The following is an 18,830-nucleotide window of genomic DNA, read 5'->3' on the forward strand; positions in this document are numbered from 1 at the left end:
GGCTGGCTCAGTCTGGGGTGTCGGCACTGATCTGGCGCTGCCGCAGGGCCTGCTCCAGCCGGTCGATGCGTCCCCGCAGCTCATCCAGCTCCCGCTGCCGTGCCAGGCCCAGATCCTCAAGCAATTGATCGCGGTTGCGCTCCAGCTGCCGCTCCGCCTGTTGCTCCAGCTCCGGAGTTTCGCCGCGCAGGGCCTTGAGCACGTCCTCCACCAACGCGGAGGCCTGGCCGGGATCGAGCCGACCGCTGCGGACCCAGTCCTGACTCACCAGGCGCAGCCGGTCTCCCACCAGCGATGTGGTGCCGAGGCCGCGCAACAGCAGCATCTGCAGCAGGTTGCCCTGGTCCATGGATCGGCTGCTTTCTTGTTCTGAACAGATTGGCCGTTCCTAGGCTCCACCGCCATGGGAGCAGACCGGTGTCGCTGGTGGATCGGAGCGGCTGTCGCCGGTGCCGGGGCAGGGTTGGCTCTGCCGCCCTGGGGAGCTCCCTGGCTGCTGTGGCCGGCCCTGGCGCTGCTCTGGGCCCTGCCGCGTTCGCCGCTTGGCTGGCGCGGCGGCTGGGCCTGGGGCGCGGCGGCGGTGCTGGTGAGCCACCGCTGGCTGCTCTGGCTCCATCCCCTCGACTGGGTGGGGGTGCCCGTGCCCCTCAGCCTGCCCCTCAGCCTGCTGCTCTGGGGGTTGTGCGGCCTGGCTGGGGCCCTGCTGGTGGCCCTGTGGCTGGCTGTCTTGATGCGTCTGGAGGGCTGGTGGGGAGCCGGTGGTCTCGCGGCCGCGATCACCGCCGCGGCGCTGTGGGGACTGGCCGAGGTGCAACTGGCCCGCGGCCCGCTCTTCTGGATCGGCCTGGGGGCTTCAGCCCTGCCGGGTGATCGCGCCCTGGCGGCCTGGGCGAGCCTCGGCGGCGCCGGCCTGGTGGCGGCGTTGCAGCTCCTGATCGCCTGGCTGCTGTGGCGCGTTCTGCTGCTGTTGGTCCGCCGCCTTTGGTCTGAAGGGATCGCTGCGCTGCTGAGCTGGCTCCTGGCCGTCCTTCTGCTGCATGGTGTGGGAGCCGCCCTGCTGCGGGCTTCCGAGCAGGCCCCAGCTGCCCAGGCAGCGAATGCCACCCAGTCCCCATCGGCATTGCCGGCACCGGCCCATGGTCAGCGGCTTCTGGTGGTCCAGCCGGCGATTCCCACCCGGCAGAAATTCGAAGCAGCCCAGCAGCAGCAGCTGCTGCAGAGGCTGGCGGCAGCACAACAGCTGGCCGTGGCGGCAGGGGCAGCCTGGGAGCCGATCGATGCGCTGCTGTTGCCCGAGGGTGCCCTGCCGCTGGATCAGCCCCTGCCTGATCCAGCACCGAGCGAAGTGCTCAGCGGCGGCTTTCGTCGCCAGGACGCGGAGGTGCGCAGCAGCGTGCTGCGCTTTGCGCCTGGCGATCAGGCTCGGCCCAGCGGCTGGATCGATAAGGCCCGGGTCGTGCCGCTGGGGGAATGGGTCCCCCTGGCCCACCTGTGGCGCTGGAGTGGCCTCTCGGCCGTGGGGGGGATCACACCGGGGGCGCCGTCGCGGCTGCTGGAGAGGCCCGGCGGGGCGATCGGGGTGGCGATCTGCTACGAGATCGCCGACGGTGTCGGTCAGCGAGCCGCGGTGGCCGCCGGGGCACAGTGGCTGCTGGCCAGCGCCAATCTCGACCCCTACCCCGCCCAGCTCCAGGGCCAGTTCCAGGCCCTGGCCCAGCTGCGGGCCCTGGAAACAGGTCGCTGGCTGGTGAGTGCGGCCAACACCGGACCCAGCCTGGTGGTCGACAGCTCCGGTCGTCTGCGCGCCGCCCTCCCCCCGGGCAGGCCGGTCACGACGGTGCTCGGCCTGGAGCCGCGTGACGCCATGACCCCCTATGACCGGTTCGGGGAGCTGCCGTTGCTGGGGCTCGCCCTGGCTGGAGGGGCCTGGGGCACGCTTGGCTACCGGGTGGTTCCGAGCAACGGGTCCAGGTCCACGTGGGCTTCGAAGGCATCGGCGAGGCGATCCAGCAGCGCGTCGCGCTGACGGCCGTGGTGGGGCTGGTGCTCGCTCAGGGGGGGAAGACCGCGGCGCCGGCGCAGCTGGTTCAGCCAGCGCCGCCGCCAGGGTCCGTTCTCGAAGACGCCGTGCAGGTAGGTGCCCGCCACTTCGCCGCCCTGCTCACCAGCCGAACGCCACCAGCCCAGCCCTGCCTCCGCCGCCAGGGGGGCGCAGGGGCCAGGGCCAGGGCCCGATTGCAGGAGTTCCGTGCGGCCGTGGTGCAGCTCGAAGCCCTCCAGCTGCAGCGGGTCTCCCGGTGGCCAGAGGGCGGTGCTGAGGCGCTGGCGCAGGGTCTTGGCGGGGCTGAACGTGGTGGCCAGCGGCAACAGGCCGAGGCCTGGCAGTGTGCTGGTCGAGACCCCTGGCGTGGCGCCTTCGAGACCCTCGGGATCCTGCAGCCGCTGGCCCAGCATCTGCAGCCCGCCGCAGAGGCCGAACACCTGGCCGCCGCCGGCCAGGTAGGCGGCGATCTCCTCGCTCAGGCCAGCCGCCTGCAGGCCGGCCAGATCGCGCAGGGTCTGCTTGCTGCCCGGCAGGATCAGGGCATCGGGCCGGCCGAGCGCCTCGCCGGGCCGAACCCAGCGCAGCTGCACGCTGGGTTCGGCTTCGAGCGGATCGAGATCGGAGAAGTTGCTCAGCGATGGCAGCCGCAGCACGGCGATCTCCAGCTCGGCACCGCTCTTGCGGCCGCGCCGCTCCAGCAGATCGAGCGAGTCTTCCGGTGGAAACAGCTCCTCCAGCCAGGGCATCACCCCCAGCACGGGCACCCCGGTCTGGGCCTCCAGCCAGCTCCGACCGGCATCGAACAGCTCCCGGCGTCCCCGGAAGCGATTGATCAACAGACCCCGGATCAGCGGGCGCTCCACCGGACGCAGCAATGCCAGGGTGCCGACGATCTGGGCGAAGACACCACCACGCTCGATGTCGGCCACCAGCAGGCAACGGGCCCGCAGGAACTGGGCCAGGCGCAGGTTGGTGAGATCGCGGGCCTGCAGGTTCACTTCCACCGGGCTGCCGGCTCCCTCCAGCACCAGCCGGCCGCCAGGGTGCTGCTGCTGAAGCTCCGCCAGGCCCTGGCGGATCGCCCGCCAACCGGGCCGGAACCAATCGCGGTAGTAGTGCTCGGCCCGGGCGGTGCCCACCGAGCGGCCCAGGTGGATCACCTCGCTGGTGCTGTCGCCCCGCGGCTTGAGCAACACCGGGTTCATGGCCGCCAGGGGCTCCAGCCCCGCGGCCCAGGACTGCAGGGCCTGGGAGTAGGCCATCTCGCCGCCGGCCGGATCCACCCAGGCGTTGTTGCTCATGTTCTGCCCCTTGAAGGGCACGGGCGTTTCACCGCGACGCTTCAGTACCCGGCAGAGGGCGGCGGTCATCAGCGACTTGCCGGCCCCGCTGCTGGTGCCCAGCACCATCAGCGGCGGCAGGGAGGCTGACGGAGGTTGGCAGCTGGATCGTGGATCGACGCATTCGGTCATCGCCGTGGCCGGTACCGGCTGACCCAGTGCCGGAGGCGTTGCAGGGGAGTGGCTGTCGGGATCTCTCCGGTCCAGGTGGCCAGCAGCTGGCGTCCCATCGGGGTCAGCCGGACCCGCTCCGTCAGGCCCTGCCCATCCACCTCGCGCCGCAGGACGCCGAGCCGGATCAACCAGATCCAGTCGTTCTCGACCGAGTCGGGCGCAGCAACCCTGCCCCGGAAGAGGCGATCGAGGTCGGTCCGCTGGCAGAAGCCGGCGCTGCTGATCGCCTGGTCGCTGACCAAGCCATAGAACGTATGCCGGTAGGGGAGGGAGCAGACGGCCCGCTCGGCTCGCTTCCAGGAGCGCTGGTCGCGTTCCTCGTCGTCTCCTTGAGGAGCCGTGTGGTTCGTCGGCTGTGGATGCATCAGGCGATTGTGGCCGCTTGTCCTCCCCACAGACCACACCCTTGAATCCGCAGGGTCTTTGATTCAATTGGACGACGTCCTGGAGATCCCGCGCCTGGCCGCGGCACCGGAATCGCCTGCACCGGATTGATCCTCACTGCCCTTTCCGCCGCGCCCCATGTTGTTGCTGGCCTCCGCCTCTCCTGCCCGCCGCCGCCTCCTGGAGCAGGCCTGTATTCCCCATCGGGTCCAGGTGAGTGGGGTGGATGAGGAGGCGATTCATCACCCCAATCCCGAACAGCTGGTCCAGAGGCTGGCCCAGGCGAAAGCCGAGGCGGTGCTGGCTCAGTTGCCAGATGCACGCAACCCTGCGTCGGTGCTGGAGGCAACGGAGGCCATGAAGACCTCGGCGGTGCTGGGCTGCGACTCCGTGCTCAGCATGGATGGCGACGTCTATGGCAAGCCTGTCGATGCAGACGAGGCCTGCCAACGCTGGCGCCGCATGGCCGGAGGTTGGGCTGAGTTGCATACAGGCCATTGCCTGATTCGGCTCAGCGGGGCCAGCCAGCCCGTTGACCCTCCGACTGATTCCTGCGTTTCCCCACCGTCAGTGCTGGCAGCGGCTGTGCAGCTGGCCACCGTCACCACTCGCGTGAAGTTTGCCTGCTTGAACGAGGCGGAGATCGCCGCCTATGTCGCCACCGGCGAACCGCTGCGTTGTGCCGGTGGCTTTGCCTTGGAGGGTCGTGGCGGGCTGTTGGTGGAGCAGATCCAAGGCTGCTTCAGCAACGTGATCGGTCTGAGCCTGCCGCTGCTGAACAACTGGCTGAGGCGTCCTTAGGAGTTTGCTGAAAAACCCCGCCGCCTCTGCGAAAATAGGGCAACTGCCCCAGGTTTGATGCGAGGTCAGCAGGAGCGCAGCGGCTCCTTGTTCTCCTACGTCTCGATCGAGGAGCGGATCCCGACCAGCCATCCACTCAGGCGGATTCGCAAGCTGGCGGATCAGGCCCTCGATCGACTCAATCCCACCTTCTGCAGGTTGTATGCCTCAGAAGGGAGACCATCGGTGCCGCCAGAGCAGCTGCTGCTGGCCTCGTTGTTGCAGGCGTTCTACGGCATCCGCTCCGAGAGGCTGCTGCTGGAGCAGGTCCACTACAACCTGCTGTTCCGCTGGTTTGTGGGCTTGAGCCCTGACGATGCGATCTGGCATCCGACCACATTCACCAAGAATCGTGATCGGCTCCTCACTGACGACGTCATGGGGCTGTTCCTGGAGAAGCTGATGGGAGCACCCGAGGTCAAACCGCTGCTCAGTGACGAGCACTTTTCGGTGGACGGCACGTTGCTCCAGGCCTGGGCGTCACACGCTTCCTTGGAGCGGATCGATGGCCAGGAGGATCCTCCGCCTCCGCCCACAGGTCCTGGCGAAGGATTCGGTGCTCCCAAAGAGGGAAAGAAGCGCGCCAAAGGGGACTTTCGCGGCATCAAGCTCAGCAACGAGACCCACCGCTCCAGCACCGATCCTGAGGCACGGCTGGCCCGGAAATCGAATGCCCATCCAGCGCAGCTGAGCTATCGGGGCCATGTCCTCATGGACAACCGCCACGACCTGATCGTCGATTGCCGCGTCACCCAGGCCACGGGCACCGGTGAGCGGGATGCCGCCAAAGAGATGGCAGCAGACCTCACCGGTGCCCACCAGAAGACCGTCGGCGCCGACAAGAACTACGACACCAAAGGGTTTGTCGCTGAGATGCGGCGGATCGGTGTCACGCCCCACGTGGCCCAGAACACGGCCCGCAGCGGTGGCTCAGCCATTGATGGCCGCACCACCCGTCACGTGGGCTACTCCAAATCGATCAACGCCCGCCGGGGGATCGAAAAGGTGTTTGGTTGGATCAAGGCGTTCGGAGGGCTGCGCCAGTTCAAACTGCGCGGTACCGAGAAGGTCGGCGCCGTGTTTGGCCTGCATGTGATCGCCTACAACCTGATCCGCCTGGGCAACCTGCTCAAGCCCGCGATGGAGGCGGCATGAACAGCCCGTTGTCCAGAGGTGTGCCCAATAGGCCTCAACCAATGCCTTGCAGAGAGGCCAACGATGCCGAAATCGGGCTGTTTGCGGCTCTGATAGCCGCCGATCCGTCTTTTTGAGCCGGAAATCCACTGATGCCTGTGGAAAACTGGCTCGTGGGTTGGTTTTTCAGCAAACTCTTAGCGAAACAGGTTCTCGATCAGGTTCTGCAAGCCCGACCCACCGCTGGAAGGATTGCCGTAACCAGGATACTGGTTGCTGGGGTAGCGATTATCGGGATAACTGTTGTTCGGGTAACGGTTGTCCTGATAGCGGTTGTCGGGATAGCGGCCACTGGAATTGCTGCCACTGTCATTGCGGTAGGTCTCCAATTCCATATTGGCCCAGCGGAAGACGGTTGAACGCCCGCGGGTGCTGTAGGTCACGGGATAGGTTCCGGTCGCATCACTCATCACCAGCCGGCCCATGCGGTTGTAGAAGGTGTAGCGGCGACCGTCTCGCAGATCCACCACATAGGAGGTGCCACTGCTGGTGGCACGCCGTTGCAGATCGCATCGACCGCTGAAGATGCGCCGGTTCCGATCACTCAGTTGGCAAGTGGCGGTATCGTCAGCCGGATTGCGCCAGCTTTGGGTGGATCCACCACTGCTGTTGCCGAACAGCTGCTTGTTGAGCTGCTGGCTCACATTCTTTCGCTTGCGACCATCTTCCCAGCAGATCTGCTGCCGCAGGTCGCACTCCGCTCCGGTGCTGAATCGGATCTCCTCCTGGCGCGGCTTACCGGAGAGCCGATTCACAAGATCACGCTCCGCTTTGCTGCCGAATTCGTTGCGGGTGGCCTCGGTGGAGGGTCCTCTGCTGTCGTAGCAGATTTTCTGGCTCCGATCACAGACAAAGCCGTTGCGAGAGAGATCGAGCGTCTTGGTGTCAGCATGGGCCGGCTCCAGGGCGATCAGCGGAGCGACCAGGGCTGCAATCAGAAGCGGATAGACACTGGAGGTGCGATGCATGGCGGTGAGGCGGATGGGCTGTGCAGTCATCGGTTGGCTTGCGCTGCCGTGCCTGGGTCGAGGTGGCAGTGGAGTGAATTCTGTCTTTGAACAGGCGTTCCTAAAAACAACTGTAGACGGTTTGACAGTCATTTCTTGTCTTAGGTGCAACTATTCCTGTTTATTCTGATGGCGTTGATGGCGTCTTCTTGCACGTCCCTGGCAATCATGCTGCGAATCGCGGTGCAGTAGGCAGGCAGGCGCCGAGATTATTCATTCCTGTTCATCTGATCCTTCCCGGCTGCTGATCCGGCGGTTGTGGATCTGGGAAGAAGTCACAGACGCAGAAACCATAAAAAACCCCCACCGCGAGGTGAGGGCAGATCAGGCACCAGTCGTGGTTGATTCGCAGGGCAAGCCCTGGGTTGAATCAGTCGAGATCCGGCATCGACAGGGTGGGCTCGGCCTGACGGTCGATGCCCTTCTCGAAACCGGCGGCAGCGGCGCGGGCGCGACCGGCGTGCCAGAGGTGACCCACCAGGAAGAAGAAGGCCAGCACGAATTGGGTGGAGGCCAGCCACTGGCGGATATTCACGAAGTTCACCGAGTTGGGCTCGGTGATGATGCCGCCCACGGAGTTGAGGGAGGCGTTCGGCGCGTGGGTCATGTATTCAGCCGCGCGGCGCACTTGCCAGGGCTGAATGTCGTTCTGCAGCTTGTCGAGGCTCAGACCGTTCGGGCCACGCAGGGGCTCCAGCCAGGGGCCGCGGAAGTCCCAGAAGCGCATGGTTTCACCACCGAAGATGATCTCGCCGGTGGGGGAGCGCATCAGGTACTTACCCAGACCGGTGGGGCCCATGGCCGAACCGATGTTGGCGCCGAGGCGCTGGTCACGAACCAGGAAGGTGAAGCTCTGGGCCTGGGAGGACTCGGCGTTGGTGGGGCCGTAGAACTCGGAGGGATAGGCGGTGTTGTTGAACCAGATGTAGGCCGAGGCGATGAAGCTCATGAAGCTCAGGGCGCCAAGGCTGTAGCTGAGATAGGCCTCACCATTCCAGATGAAGGCGCGACGCACCCAGCCGAAGGGCTTGGTGATGACGTGCCAGATACCACCGAAGATGCAGATCAGACCGATCCAGATGTGGCCACCGATGATGTCTTCCATCGAGTTGACCCCGATGATCCAGCCCTCGCCGCCGAAGGGGGCTCGGGTGAGATAACCGAAGATCACACCAGGGCTGAGGGTGGGGTTGGTGATGATGCGTACATCGCCACCGCCGGGGGCCCAGGTGTCATAGACACCGCCGAAGAACATGGCCTTGAACACCAGCAGCAGGGCGCCCACACCGAGAAGGATGAGGTGGTAGCCGATGATGTTGGTCATCTGGTTCTTATCACGCCAATCCTGGGAGAAGAAGGCGGAATAGTTCTCCAGAATTTCCGGACCACGCAGGGCGTGATACAGGCCGCCCAGGCCAAGAACGGCGGAGCTGATCAGGTGCAGCACCCCCACCACAAAGAAGGGGTAGAGATCGGTGACTTCACCGCCGGGACCAACGCCGTAACCAAGGGTGGCGACGTGGGGGAACAGGATCAGACCCTGCTCGTACATGGGCTTGTCGAAGGTGAAGTGACTCACCTCGAAGAGCATCATGGCGCCGGCCCAGAACACCATCAGGCCAGCGTGGGCCACATGGGCGCCGAGCAGGCGACCGGAGAGGTTGATCAGGCGGGCATTGCCCGCCCACCAGGCGTAACCAGTCGAATCGAGGTCCTTGCCCCCGACCGAACTGAGGTTGGGATTAGAGAGCGTTACCACGGGGCAGAACCTCTTCAGGGAAGACGAAGTTTTCGTGCGGCTGGTCGGCCGGGGCCATCCAGGCCCGCAGACCTTCATTCAGAAGGATGTTCTTCGTGTAGAAGGTCTCGAATTCGGGGTCCTCAGCGGCGCGGATCTCCTGCGACACGAAGTCGTAGGCACGCAGGTTGAGGGCCAGGCCGATGATGCCGATGCTGCTGGTCCACAGACCCATCACCGGCACGAACAGCATGAAGAAGTGCAGCCAGCGCTTGTTGGAGAAGGCGATCCCGAAGATCTGGCTCCAGAAGCGGTTGGCGGTGACCATCGAGTAGGTCTCCTCTTCCTGGGTGGGCTCGAACGCCTTGAAGGTGTTCGCCTGCTCGGAATCCTCAAACAGGGTGTTCTCCACCGTGGCGCCGTGGATGGCACAGAGCAGAGCACCGCCGAGGATGCCGGCCACTCCCATCATGTGGAAGGGATTCAGGGTCCAGTTGTGGAAGCCCTGCAGGAACAGCAGGAAGCGGAAGATCGCCGCCACCCCGAAGGAGGGCGCGAAGAACCAGCTGCTCTGGCCCAGCGGGTACATCAGGAAGACACTGACGAACACCGCGATCGGACCGGAGAAGGCGATGGCGTTGTAAGGACGGATGCCCACCAGACGGGCGATCTCGAACTGACGCAGCATGAAGCCGATCAGGGCAAAGGCGCCGTGCAGGGCCACGAACGGCCAGAGGCCACCGAGCTGAATCCAGCGCACGAAGTCGCCTTGGGCCTCGGGGCCCCAGAGCAGCAGCAGGCTGTGACCCATGGCGTCAGCGGGCGTGCTGACGGCGGCGGTGAGGAAGTTGCAGCCCTCCAGGTAGGAGCTGGCGATGCCGTGGGTGTACCAGGAGGTGGCGAAGGTGGTGCCGGTGAGCCAGCCGCCCAGCGCCAGGTAGGCGGTGGGGAACAGCAGCAGACCGGACCACCCCACGAATACGAAGCGGTCGCGCTTGAGCCAGTCATCGAGGACGTCGAACCATCCCCGCTGCGGCGCGCGTCCAACAGCAATCGTCATGGGAAGAAACGGTGCGGGAAACCCGCGGAAGCTGTGTGGGATACCGGGCGATGGTAACAATGTTCCCAGCCAGCGCGAGACAGGCTGCAATGGGCTGACATGCCTTGGCGGAGCAGGGTTCTGAGGGGCCTAGGTATTTCTGCTTTCGGTCGATCTCGATCTGGGGTTGGGCCCATGCGTCCGTCGGTGTGGCGGATGCAGACCGTGTTCGTCAGGCTTGCCGCCCGCGGGCCAAGATGGCCTCTCCGAACCCTGGCTCCTGCATGGCGGCTTTCGAAGCCCCGCACATCGCGATGTCCAACCCCGTCACCAGCCCCACCGATCTGCTGGAGCAACCGGTGCTGGGCTCAAGGCGTTTGTCCAATCTTTTTGTGGCGGCTGTGGTGACCACCGGCGGTGTTGGTTTCCTGCTCACCAGTGCCTCCAGCCGTTGGGGGATCGACCTGCTGCCGATCGGCCACCCGGCGGAGCTCGAGTGGGTGCCCCAGGGTCTGGTGATGGGTCTGTATGGCATCGCCGCCGTGTTGCTCGCCACCTACCTCTGGTCGGTGATCGGCATCGACGTGGGCGCTGGCGTCAACCGCTTCGACCGCCGTGCCGGCACCGCCACGATCGAGCGCCGCGGTTTCCGCCAGATGATCCGCGTCGAGATCCCTCTTCGGGAGATCCAGGCGGTGAAGATCGATGTGCGCGATGGTCTCAACCCCCGCCGCCGCCTGGCCCTGAAGGTGCAGGGCCGACGCGATCTGCCGCTCACCCGCGTGGGTGAACCCATCCCCCTGGCCGACCTGGAATTGTCGGGTGCCCAGCTGGCCCGCTTCCTCGGGGTAGCCCTCGAAGGGCAGTGATCCAGGCTTCCACCCCCTGTGCTGTGCTGCTTCGCTGATGCCGGATTTCTCCCCCCCCTGCTCGGATCCGTCCGCTGATCCGTCCGTTCTTCTCTCCCGTGATCGGTTCGCTGCCGAATCGGGGCACCCCGTCGTGACCCGTGGCCCGCAGGGCAGCACGCGGGATCGCCTCAGGGGCGTTCTGGGTCGCTCCCTCTGCGCCGGTCTGCTGGTGCTGCTGCCCTGGGTCCTGTCGGCCTGTGGCGCTGAGCCCCGCGCCCAGACCCTGGGCTGCGGCGTTTCGGGTGCGGCTTGCCTGAGTGGGACTGCCCTGGTGAGGCTGCAAACCGCCAAGGGAGAGGTGGAGATCAGCCTCGATGGCGCTGCCGCTCCCCTCACCGCCGGCAACTTCGTGGACCTGGTGAAGCGGGGCACCTACAACAACACCGTCTTCCACCGGGTGGTGCGGGAGCCCGTGCCCTTCGTGGTGCAAGGGGGCGATCCGCTCAGCGCCAATCCGAAAGTGCCGGCCAGCCAGTACGGCACCGGTAGTTTCATCGAGCCCAGCAGCGGCGAGGCAAGGCTGATCCCCCTGGAGCTGACGGTCAAGGGCGAATCCGAACCCCGCTACGGCGAGCCGATCACCAACCCCAGCCTGACGCGCCAGCTGGCCCTGGTGCACCAGCGAGGAGCCGTGGCCATGGCCCGCTCCAACGACCCCAATTCCGCCAGCGCCCAGTTCTATGTGGCCCTGGAGGCCCTGCCGGAACTGGATGGCCGCTACGCGGTGTTCGGTCGGGTGACGAAGGGGATGGAGGTGGTGGACAAGATCCAGCAGGGCGACCGGCTGGTCAAAGCCACGCTCGTGGAGGGCGGCACCCTGGTGACGGACAAACCCTGAGAGAGGGCCTGAATGCTCAGGCCGGCACCCGTTTGGCTGAGGCCGTCACTTTCAGGTAGGCGGTGTTCACGCCGGAGGCCCGCTCCAGGGCCACCTTGCCGGTGCGGGCGATTTCGAGAATGCCGTAGGTCTCGAGGATCTGCTCGATCGCCACGAGCTTGCCCGGGTCTCCCACCACTTCCAGGGTGAGGGCGGTTTCGCCCACGTCGATCACGTTGGCTCGGAACACCTGCACCAGATCGAGGATGGCGGCGCGCTGCTCCGGTGGGGCCGCCACCTTGAGCAGCATCAGTTCCCGCTCCACCGATGGGATGGTGGAGAGGTCAGTCACGGCCAGCACGTTGACCAGCTTGTTGAGCTGCTTGGTCATCTGTTCCACCGTGCGGCTGTCGCCCTCCACCACCATGGTGAGACGCGAGACGCCACTTTTTTCGGCGGGTCCAACCGCCAGGCTCTCGATGTTGAAGCCCCGGCGGGCGAACAGGCCGGAGATCCGGCTGAGCGCACCGGACTCGTCTTCCACCAACACCGACAGGGTGTGTTTCATCACGGGGCGCGCCGAGGGCCGCAGGCTGGCCTCAAGTTACGTGTCCACCTCCCGGCACTGGCGAGGGCTGCGCCCCCGGGCATCACCTCAGGGCATCACCTCAGGGCAGCCAGCCAGGGGAGCACCGCCTGATGAAAAGCCTCGGGCTGTTCGTCGTGGGGGCAGTGGCCCGCCTGCTCGAGCAGCACCAGCGGCAGCTCGGGCCGGACCGCCCGGCACTGCTCCGCCACCCGGGCCGGCACGAGGCGATCGTCGCGGCCCCAGAGCAGCAGCAGGGGTTGCCGCAGGCGCTGCAGCAGGGCCGGAGCGGTGGCGCCGTGGGGCCGCAGGGCCATGCCCACGCTCATCGCCCGCAGGGCCCGGGCGGCACCGGGGCGGCGGGCCGGCAGCGCGATCAGCCGATGCAGGGCAAGGTCGTCGAGCACCGGCAGCAGGTAGGCGCTCTGGATCCCCAGCCCCAGCAGGGGGGAGTGGGCCAGCAGGGGCACGATCAGCTCCAGAGGCAGCAGACGGCAGAGCAGGCGTACCGTCCAGCGCTTCAGGCGGCGCCAGCAGGGTGTCTCCCGTCGGATGGCTGCCGACGCGGCCAGCAGGGCCGGATCAGGCAGGGGCGCTGCCACCACGCCCCGCACCCAGGTGGGGAAGTACACCGCGCAGCTGAGGGCCACCAGACCACCGAGAGAGTGGCCGATCAGAACCGCCGGGGCCTGCACCACCTGCTCCAGGAAGGCCTGCAGCTGTCGGGCCCAGAGGCGATTGTCCAGGGTCCGTCCAGGGGCGGCTGCGGGCTGACTGGACGCACCGAAGCCCACAAGGTCGAGGGCGTAGACGCACCAGCCCGCGTCTGCCAGCGCAGGGGCGTTATGCCGCCAGTGGCCGCTGCCGGCTGCGAAGCCATGCACCAGCAGCAGGGGCGGATGCCGCCGATCGCCGAGCCAGCGCCAGTGCACCACCAGCCCCTGCCAGCGCCACACGGCGGCTTCGCCCCAGTCGGTCGACGGGCCCGTCGTCGTCGATGGCCGCGACCTTCCCATGACGGGTCCTGTGGGCGAGCGGAATCACCCCATCTTCAGGGGTCGTCGAGGTGCCCGAGTATCTGGCTGGGAGTCGGCGATCACCCCTACCTTGACGGGACGCAACGCCATGGCTGTTCCACCGCGGAGCACCAGTCCTGCCTTTCCGTTCGGGGTGCCGATGACCCAGTCTCATCCAGGCGTTTCCTGGCAGGCCTGGCGCCAGCCGCGTCGCAGGGTGCGGTTCAACGTGGGTCTGTCGATCCTCTTCCTGCCGGTGGTGATGTTCACCGGCATCACGGTGGCCGTGGTGTCGTACCAGCACGCCCGCCGATTGGTCACGGATCTGAACCATGCGCGGATGGCCGGCCTGGCCCGTGCCATGGACTGGCAGCTGCAGGTGAAGCTGAGCATCCCCGTGGCCAAGCGCCAGATTGCGGCGCTGATGGATCTGGAGGATCCGCAGCCCTTCCCGAGGCAGCTGCAGCGGCTCAAGGTGCTGCGCCAGGCCCTGGAGGCCACCCCGGCAATCTCGTCGTATTACCTGGGCTACGGCAATGGGGAGCGGCTGCAGTTGCGGCGCATCCGCTCCGAGGTCGACCGCACCGACTTCCGGCTCCCTGCCGAGGCTGCTTTTCTGGCCCAGATCGGCAGTCGCGAGTCGAACGGCCGGATCCGCACCCAGCAGGTGGTGCTGGATGGTGCCTTCCGCCAGCTGGAGATCCGCCCCGATCCGCTCTCCGCCAGCTTCGATCCCCGGCAGCGGCCCTGGTACCGCGCCGCCCTCGACAGCTCCGGCCCAGTGGCCACCCCGGTGTATCGGTTTGCTACTACCGGCCGACTGGGCATCAGCCTGGCGGAACGGGTGCCAGGCAGCGCCACGGTGGTGGGGGCGGATCTGCCGATCGACCAGGCCAGCGATGCGCTGCTGGAGCTGGGCCGATCCCTGGGGCATCTCAAGCAGGTGAAGCTGGCCCTGGTGGGCCCCCAGGGCAATGTGGTGGCCCTCAACGAGGCGGGCTACGGAGCGTTCCGGGCGGGAACGCCCAGCACCCTTGAGGGCATGAACCGCCTGGCGGATGCCACAACCCCGGTGTTCGCTCGGATCGGTGAGCAGTTCCCTGCCCTGCGTCAGTCCCTCGGCTACGGCGATCAGCTCCTCACCACCACCCTGCGCGTCGATGGCGAAGGGTGGGAGGTGGCCCTGGCCCGGGCTGTGCAGGTGGATCAGACCCAGACCTACCTGGCCATCGCCATCCCCACAGAGCAGTTGTTCGCCGGCGCGCGGCGCCTGCAGCAGACCGCCGTGCTCACAGCCTTCCTGGTGTTGCTGGTGGCCTCTCCGCTGGTGTGGCTGATTGCCCGGCTGGTGACCCGACAGCTGCGACGCCTGGCGCTGGAGGCCCAGGCAGTGCAGAACTTCGAGTTCGATGCGCCCCGCACGGTGGAGTCGGTGGTGACTGAAATCGAAGAGCTCGCCACCAGCTTCGAGGCGATGAAGGGCACGATCCGCCGCTTCCTGGGGGTGAGTGCCGCCATTGCGGCGGAACCGGATTTCGAGCGGCTTCTGGTCCGGGTGCTCGACGAATCGATCGCCAACAGCCGCGCCCAGGGCGGCGCCCTGTTCCTCAACCTCGATGACGACAAGCAGCTCGATCCGGAGCTGCTGCGCAATGCGGCCGGCGAGACCCTGCCCAATACGCTGCCGCGTTTTCCCCTGGCCGACATCCGGCGGCTTTTGGTGGGCAAGGCCAGTGGCCGCCGGGCCACCACCGGCCGGATTTCTGCCGAAGGCTCCGCGATGGAGCGCAGGTTGGCGGGGGCGATGGCTGTGGACAACGTGCCCTACGTGAGCCTGCCGCTGCAGAGCCGTTCGGGCGACCTGCTCGGCATGCTGCTGCTGTGGTTCAGGGTTCCCCCCTCGGACCAGCGGGTGGCCTTCATGGAGGCCTTCTCCAGCACCGTGGCCACCACCCTGGAGACCCGCCAGCTGATCCGGGCCCAGAAGGCTCTGTTCCAGGCCTTCATCGAGTTGATCGCCGGCTCGATCGATGCCAAGAGTCCCTACACCGGCGGCCACTGCAAGCGGGTGCCGGAACTCACCAAGATGCTCGCCCAGGCCGCCTGCGAGGAGACCGAGGGTCCCTTCGCTGCGTTCTCCCTCTCGGAGGATCGCTGGGAGGCGGTGCACGTGGCCTCCTGGCTGCATGACTGCGGCAAGGTGGTCACCCCCGAATACGTGGTCGACAAGGCCACCAAGCTCGAGACCCTTTACGACCGCATCCATGAGGTGCGGATGCGCTTCGAGGTGCTCAAGCGCGATGCCTGGATCCGCTACTACCAGGGCCTGCTGGAGGGCGGCAGGGCCGACGAGCTGGCCGTCGAGCGCGATAGCGACCTCCAGCACCTCGATCAGGATTTCGCCTTCGTGGCGGCGTGAAATCAGGGCGGAGAGTTTCTGGCGCCTGATCGGATCGAGCGGCTGCACTCCATTGCGCAACGCACCTGGTTGCGCACCCTGGATGACCGGCTCGGCATCTCCGACGAGGAACTGCGGCGTAAGCAGCTGCTGGCCGCCCCCACTCTGCCGGTGGAGGAGCCGCTGCTGGCCGACCGGCCCGATCACCGCATCGAACGGCTGCCGAGCGATCGGTTGGATCCGGACAACCCCTGGGGATTCAAGCTGCAGCCGCCGGAGCTGCTTTACGACCGGGGCGAACTGAAGAATCTTTCGATTTCGCGCGGCACCCTCACCGAAGAGGATCGCTACAAGATCAACGAGCACATCATCCACACCATCCGCATGCTTTCGGCCCTGCCGTTCCCGCGGCACATGAAGGATGTGCCCGAGCTGGCGGGCGGCCACCACGAAACCCTGATCGGCACCGGCTATCCCAAGGGCCTGAAGAAGGAGGAGATGAGTGATGTGGCACGGATGATGGCCATCGCCGACATCTTCGAGGCACTCACGGCGGCCGATCGGCCCTACAAACCGATGAAGACGCTGTCGCAGGCGCTGAAGATCATGACCTTCATGCGCAAGGATCAGCACATCGATCCTGAGCTCTTCGCCCTGTTCATCCGCTCCGGGGTCTACAAGCGCTACGCCGAGCAGTTTCTCAGGCCCGAACAGATCGATGCCGTCGACGAGGAAGCCCTGTTGGCCGGTTGAGGCCTTCCCATGGCTGCTGTCTTCGCCATGGCTGATGTCTTCCCGTGGTTGACGCCATGACAGCGCCATGCCCATGAGCAGATCGCACGCCTGCGATCCCACGGCCGAGTCACCCCAGCGTCATGGCCCCCAGCTCCACCGGGAAGGGGCGGTGGAGCTCGATCTGGGCGGCGGTTTCTTTCGGCCCGAGTCGCGCCCCTCCCGCGATCTGGGTGTGCTGCTGGCGGCCTGGCTGGCGCGGCGGGGAACGGGAACCCTGCGGGTGCTCGATGGCATGGCCGGCTCCGGCATCCGGGCCCTGCGCTACGGCACTGAAGCCGGGGCCACATCGGTGTGGGCCAACGATGCCGATCCCGATCGCCTGCCACTGCTGGAACGCAACCTGGCGGGGCTCTCGGCCCGCGGTGTGGCCCTGCGGGTCACGGTCCGCACCGTCCAGGCCCTGCTGGCCGAGGCCCTGATCGGGCAGGAGCGCTTCGATCTGGTCGATCTCGATGCCTTCGGCTGTCCGGCGGCCCTGGTGCCACTCGCCCTGGAGGCGGTGGCCTTCGATGGCGTGCTCTATCTGGCCAGCACCGATGGCCGCTCCCCCACCGGCCACGACCGGCCCGCCGCCGTGCGACGGCTGGGGGCGGCAGCCCGGGCCCATCCGTCCAGCTGGGAGCTGGCCCTGCGGCTGCAGCTGGGGGTGATTGCGCGCGCCGCCTGGGCCCTGGGCCGTGGCGTGCAGCCCCTGTTCAGCTTCAGCGAGGGCCGCACCTTCCGCACGGCGGTGCGGCTGCGGCGCCGGGCGGCCCCCGGGGAGGAATGCCGGCTGGGCCTGCTCGCCCTCTGCCACGGCTGCGGCGACCAGCAGGTGCAGAGCCTGCTGCAGCTGCGTCGCTGGGCGCCCTGCCTCTGCCGCCAGGCTCCGGCAGGGGACCCCACCCCCCTGGCGATCAGCGGCCCCCTCTGGATCGGCCCGCTGCAGAATCCCGACGTGCTCGGCGCCATGGCCCCTGGGGCGGCAGAGGCACCGATGCCGCCGGCGGAGATGACGGTGTCGCCACTGCCGGCTCTGGGGACTCTCCTGGAACCCGCCAGCCTGAAGCTGTTGCAGCGCCTGCAGGCCGATCCGGGCACGGTGGCGCGTTGCTGGCCCACCGCGGAGATCGGCCGCCGGCTGGGAGGAGGTCCGCCCCGGCTGGAGGCGATGATCCAGCATCTGCGCCAACGGGGCCACGGTGCCTGGGCCAGTGGAGTGATGGCGGCCCAGCTCCGCAGCGATGCCCCCTGGCCTGTGCTGCTGGAGGTGGCCCGTGCGGCTCAGGCCGGGACACTGCTAAATAGATTCGGCTTGCGTTCCAGCCCCGGTCATGGCCTCTGAAATCTTTGGCACCGCTGCCCTGTTCTGGGTGCTCATCCCTGTAGGGCTGGCCGGTGGGGTGTTGCTGCTGAAGCTGCTGAACGACTGACGCATCGGCTACCGATGCGCTCGTAGGCTCAGCCTGGTAGCGCATCCTCCATGCAGGTTCTGGTTGTTGGTGGAACGGGCACACTTGGCCGGCAGATCGCCAGGCGGGCCCTGGATGCCGGCCATCAGGTGCGCTGCATGGTGCGTTCCCCCCGCAAGGCCTCCTTCCTGCAGGAGTGGGGCTGTGAGCTCACCCGGGGGGATCTGATGGATCCTGAGAGTCTCGATTACGCCCTCGAAGGCCAGGAGGCGGTGATCGACGCCGCCACGGCCCGAGCCACCGATCCGGGCAGCGCTTACGACATCGACTGGACCGGCAAGCAGAACCTGTTCGCCGCCTGCAGCCGCGCCGGCGTCAAGCGGCTGGTGTTTCTGTCGTTGCTGGATGCGGCCCTGCACCGCAGCGTGCCGCTGATGGAGATCAAGGCCTGCACCGAGGCCTGGCTGGAGGCTTCCGAGTTCGACTACACGATCCTGCGGGGCGTGGCCTTCATGCAGGGTCTGATCAGTCAGTTCGCGATCCCGGTGCTCGAGAGCCAGACGGTGTGGGTGAGTGGGGTTCCCACGCCGATCGCCTACATGAACACGCAGGACCTGGCCGCCTTCGCCGTGGCCGCCCTGGAACGGCCTCAGACCGTGCGGAAGGCATTCCCGGTGGTGGGGCCGAGGGCCTGGAACACCGGTGAGATCACCCAACTGTGTGAGCGCTACAGCGGCCGTGAGGCACGGGTGTTCCGGGTGCCGCCGCTGCTGTTGAAGGGGATGCAGGCTGTGGCCAGTTTCTTTGAAGCCAGCCTCAACGTGGCCGAGCGGCTCGCCTTCGCCGAAGTGACCGGTGGCGGCCGTCCGTTGGATGCGCCGATGGAGGAGAGCTATGCCGCCTTCGGCCTCGATCCAGCTGCTACCACCAAACTGGAGGATTACCTGAAGGAGTACTACGACACCATCCTCAAACGCCTGCGCGACATGGAGGCCGATCTCGATAAGGATGCCAAGAAGAAGCTGCCGTTCTGAACAAGTCTGGCCTGACAGAGTGCCCTGGACCTGATTCACGCCCTGGTGATCAGCGGCATCGCCCCCCGTTCCCCCTATTGGTCACAAGCAGAGGGTGCGTCCGGCGGGGCCTGGGGATTTCG

General features: G+C 66.8%; 18 protein-coding genes. 10 read left to right on the plus strand and 8 right to left on the minus strand.

Going from position 1 to position 18,830, the window contains the following annotated elements; all coding sequences use genetic code 11:
- Positions 1-7: 7 nt before the first annotated feature.
- Complete coding sequence (locus H8F24_RS13285) at positions 8-349, minus strand: phasin family protein (protein ID WP_197154534.1); 342 nt, start codon at positions 347-349, stop codon at positions 8-10.
- 54 nt (positions 350-403) lie between these two features.
- Here H8F24_RS13285 and H8F24_RS13290 point away from each other — a divergent pair, with 54 nt between their 5' ends.
- Positions 404-2,026: an apolipoprotein N-acyltransferase gene (locus tag H8F24_RS13290; protein WP_197169922.1), complete on the plus strand. Its 1,623-nt coding sequence runs from the start codon at positions 404-406 to the stop codon at positions 2,024-2,026.
- Here H8F24_RS13290 and H8F24_RS13295 read toward each other — a convergent pair.
- Both H8F24_RS13295 and H8F24_RS13300 read right to left on the minus strand, forming a co-directional pair.
- Positions 1,942-3,453, minus strand: coding sequence for a cobyric acid synthase (locus H8F24_RS13295; protein WP_197169923.1), 1,512 nt, complete (start codon positions 3,451-3,453; stop codon positions 1,942-1,944). The genes H8F24_RS13290 and H8F24_RS13295 overlap by 85 nt on opposite strands.
- Positions 3,454-3,512: 59 nt before the next feature.
- A complete protein-coding gene (locus tag H8F24_RS13300) occupies positions 3,513-3,923 on the minus strand; it encodes an Npun_F0494 family protein (protein ID WP_197169924.1) in 411 nt (136 codons plus the stop codon).
- 157 nt (positions 3,924-4,080) lie between these two features.
- Here H8F24_RS13300 and H8F24_RS13305 point away from each other — a divergent pair, with 157 nt between their 5' ends.
- Both H8F24_RS13305 and H8F24_RS13310 read left to right on the plus strand, forming a co-directional pair.
- The gene (locus tag H8F24_RS13305; protein ID WP_197154540.1) at positions 4,081-4,743 is read left to right on the plus strand and encodes a nucleoside triphosphate pyrophosphatase; all 663 of its coding nucleotides are present in this window, start codon (positions 4,081-4,083) and stop codon (positions 4,741-4,743) included.
- Between the two features lie 57 nt (positions 4,744-4,800).
- Positions 4,801-5,937: an IS5 family transposase gene (locus H8F24_RS13310; protein WP_197153730.1), complete on the plus strand. Its 1,137-nt coding sequence runs from the start codon at positions 4,801-4,803 to the stop codon at positions 5,935-5,937.
- 176 nt (positions 5,938-6,113) lie between these two features.
- On the opposite strand, the gene H8F24_RS13315 is transcribed toward H8F24_RS13310, so the two are convergent.
- From H8F24_RS13315 to psbD, 3 genes are all read right to left on the minus strand, one after another.
- Positions 6,114-6,974, minus strand: coding sequence for a YcgJ family protein (locus H8F24_RS13315; protein ID WP_197169925.1), 861 nt, complete (start codon positions 6,972-6,974; stop codon positions 6,114-6,116).
- 379 nt (positions 6,975-7,353) lie between these two features.
- Positions 7,354-8,742, minus strand: a complete 1,389-nt coding sequence (gene psbC / locus H8F24_RS13320; protein ID WP_197154551.1) for a photosystem II reaction center protein CP43 — start codon at positions 8,740-8,742, stop codon at positions 7,354-7,356.
- Positions 8,726-9,781, minus strand: coding sequence for a photosystem II D2 protein (photosystem q(a) protein) (gene psbD, locus H8F24_RS13325; protein ID WP_197169926.1), 1,056 nt, complete (start codon positions 9,779-9,781; stop codon positions 8,726-8,728). The genes psbC and psbD overlap by 17 nt, the downstream gene beginning before the upstream one ends.
- 293 nt (positions 9,782-10,074) lie before the next feature.
- Here psbD and H8F24_RS13330 point away from each other — a divergent pair, with 293 nt between their 5' ends.
- A complete protein-coding gene (locus H8F24_RS13330) occupies positions 10,075-10,629 on the plus strand; it encodes a photosystem I assembly protein Ycf4 (RefSeq protein WP_197169927.1) in 555 nt (184 codons plus the stop codon).
- A 37-nt stretch (positions 10,630-10,666) separates the two neighbouring features.
- Positions 10,667-11,509: a peptidylprolyl isomerase gene (locus tag H8F24_RS13335; RefSeq protein ID WP_197169928.1), complete on the plus strand. Its 843-nt coding sequence runs from the start codon at positions 10,667-10,669 to the stop codon at positions 11,507-11,509.
- A gap of 16 nt (positions 11,510-11,525) precedes the next feature.
- Here H8F24_RS13335 and ilvN read toward each other — a convergent pair whose 3' ends face one another.
- Together ilvN and H8F24_RS13345 are read right to left on the minus strand one after the other, a co-directional pair.
- Complete coding sequence (gene ilvN, locus H8F24_RS13340) at positions 11,526-12,056, minus strand: acetolactate synthase small subunit (RefSeq protein WP_197169929.1); 531 nt, start codon at positions 12,054-12,056, stop codon at positions 11,526-11,528.
- Between the two features lie 95 nt (positions 12,057-12,151).
- On the minus strand, positions 12,152-13,090 hold the full coding sequence (locus H8F24_RS13345; protein ID WP_197169930.1) for an alpha/beta fold hydrolase: 939 nt from the start codon (positions 13,088-13,090) through the stop codon (positions 12,152-12,154).
- Between the two features lie 91 nt (positions 13,091-13,181).
- On the opposite strand from H8F24_RS13345, the gene H8F24_RS13350 reads away from it, so the two are divergent.
- From H8F24_RS13350 to H8F24_RS13370, 5 genes are all read left to right on the plus strand, one after another.
- Positions 13,182-15,509: a HAMP domain-containing protein gene (locus H8F24_RS13350; protein ID WP_197169931.1), complete on the plus strand. Its 2,328-nt coding sequence runs from the start codon at positions 13,182-13,184 to the stop codon at positions 15,507-15,509.
- Between the two features lie 69 nt (positions 15,510-15,578).
- Positions 15,579-16,241 (plus strand): HD-GYP domain-containing protein, encoded by a 663-nt coding sequence (locus tag H8F24_RS13355; RefSeq protein ID WP_231597830.1) that lies wholly within the window; start codon positions 15,579-15,581, stop codon positions 16,239-16,241.
- 73 nt (positions 16,242-16,314) lie between these two features.
- Positions 16,315-17,607 (plus strand): N2,N2-dimethylguanosine tRNA methyltransferase, encoded by a 1,293-nt coding sequence (locus H8F24_RS13360; RefSeq protein ID WP_197169932.1) that lies wholly within the window; start codon positions 16,315-16,317, stop codon positions 17,605-17,607.
- On the plus strand, positions 17,597-17,695 hold the full coding sequence (gene petM / locus H8F24_RS13365) for a cytochrome b6-f complex subunit PetM (RefSeq protein WP_197154579.1): 99 nt from the start codon (positions 17,597-17,599) through the stop codon (positions 17,693-17,695). The genes H8F24_RS13360 and petM overlap by 11 nt, the downstream gene beginning before the upstream one ends.
- Positions 17,696-17,745: 50 nt before the next feature.
- Entirely contained in the window at positions 17,746-18,708 is a 963-nt protein-coding gene (locus H8F24_RS13370; protein ID WP_197154581.1) for an NAD(P)H-binding protein, read from the plus strand.
- Positions 18,709-18,830: the final 122 nt, after the last annotated feature.

Origin of the sequence: Synechococcus sp. CBW1002 (assembly GCF_015840915.1) — a bacterium.
GTDB lineage: Bacteria > Cyanobacteriota > Cyanobacteriia > PCC-6307 > Cyanobiaceae > CBW1002.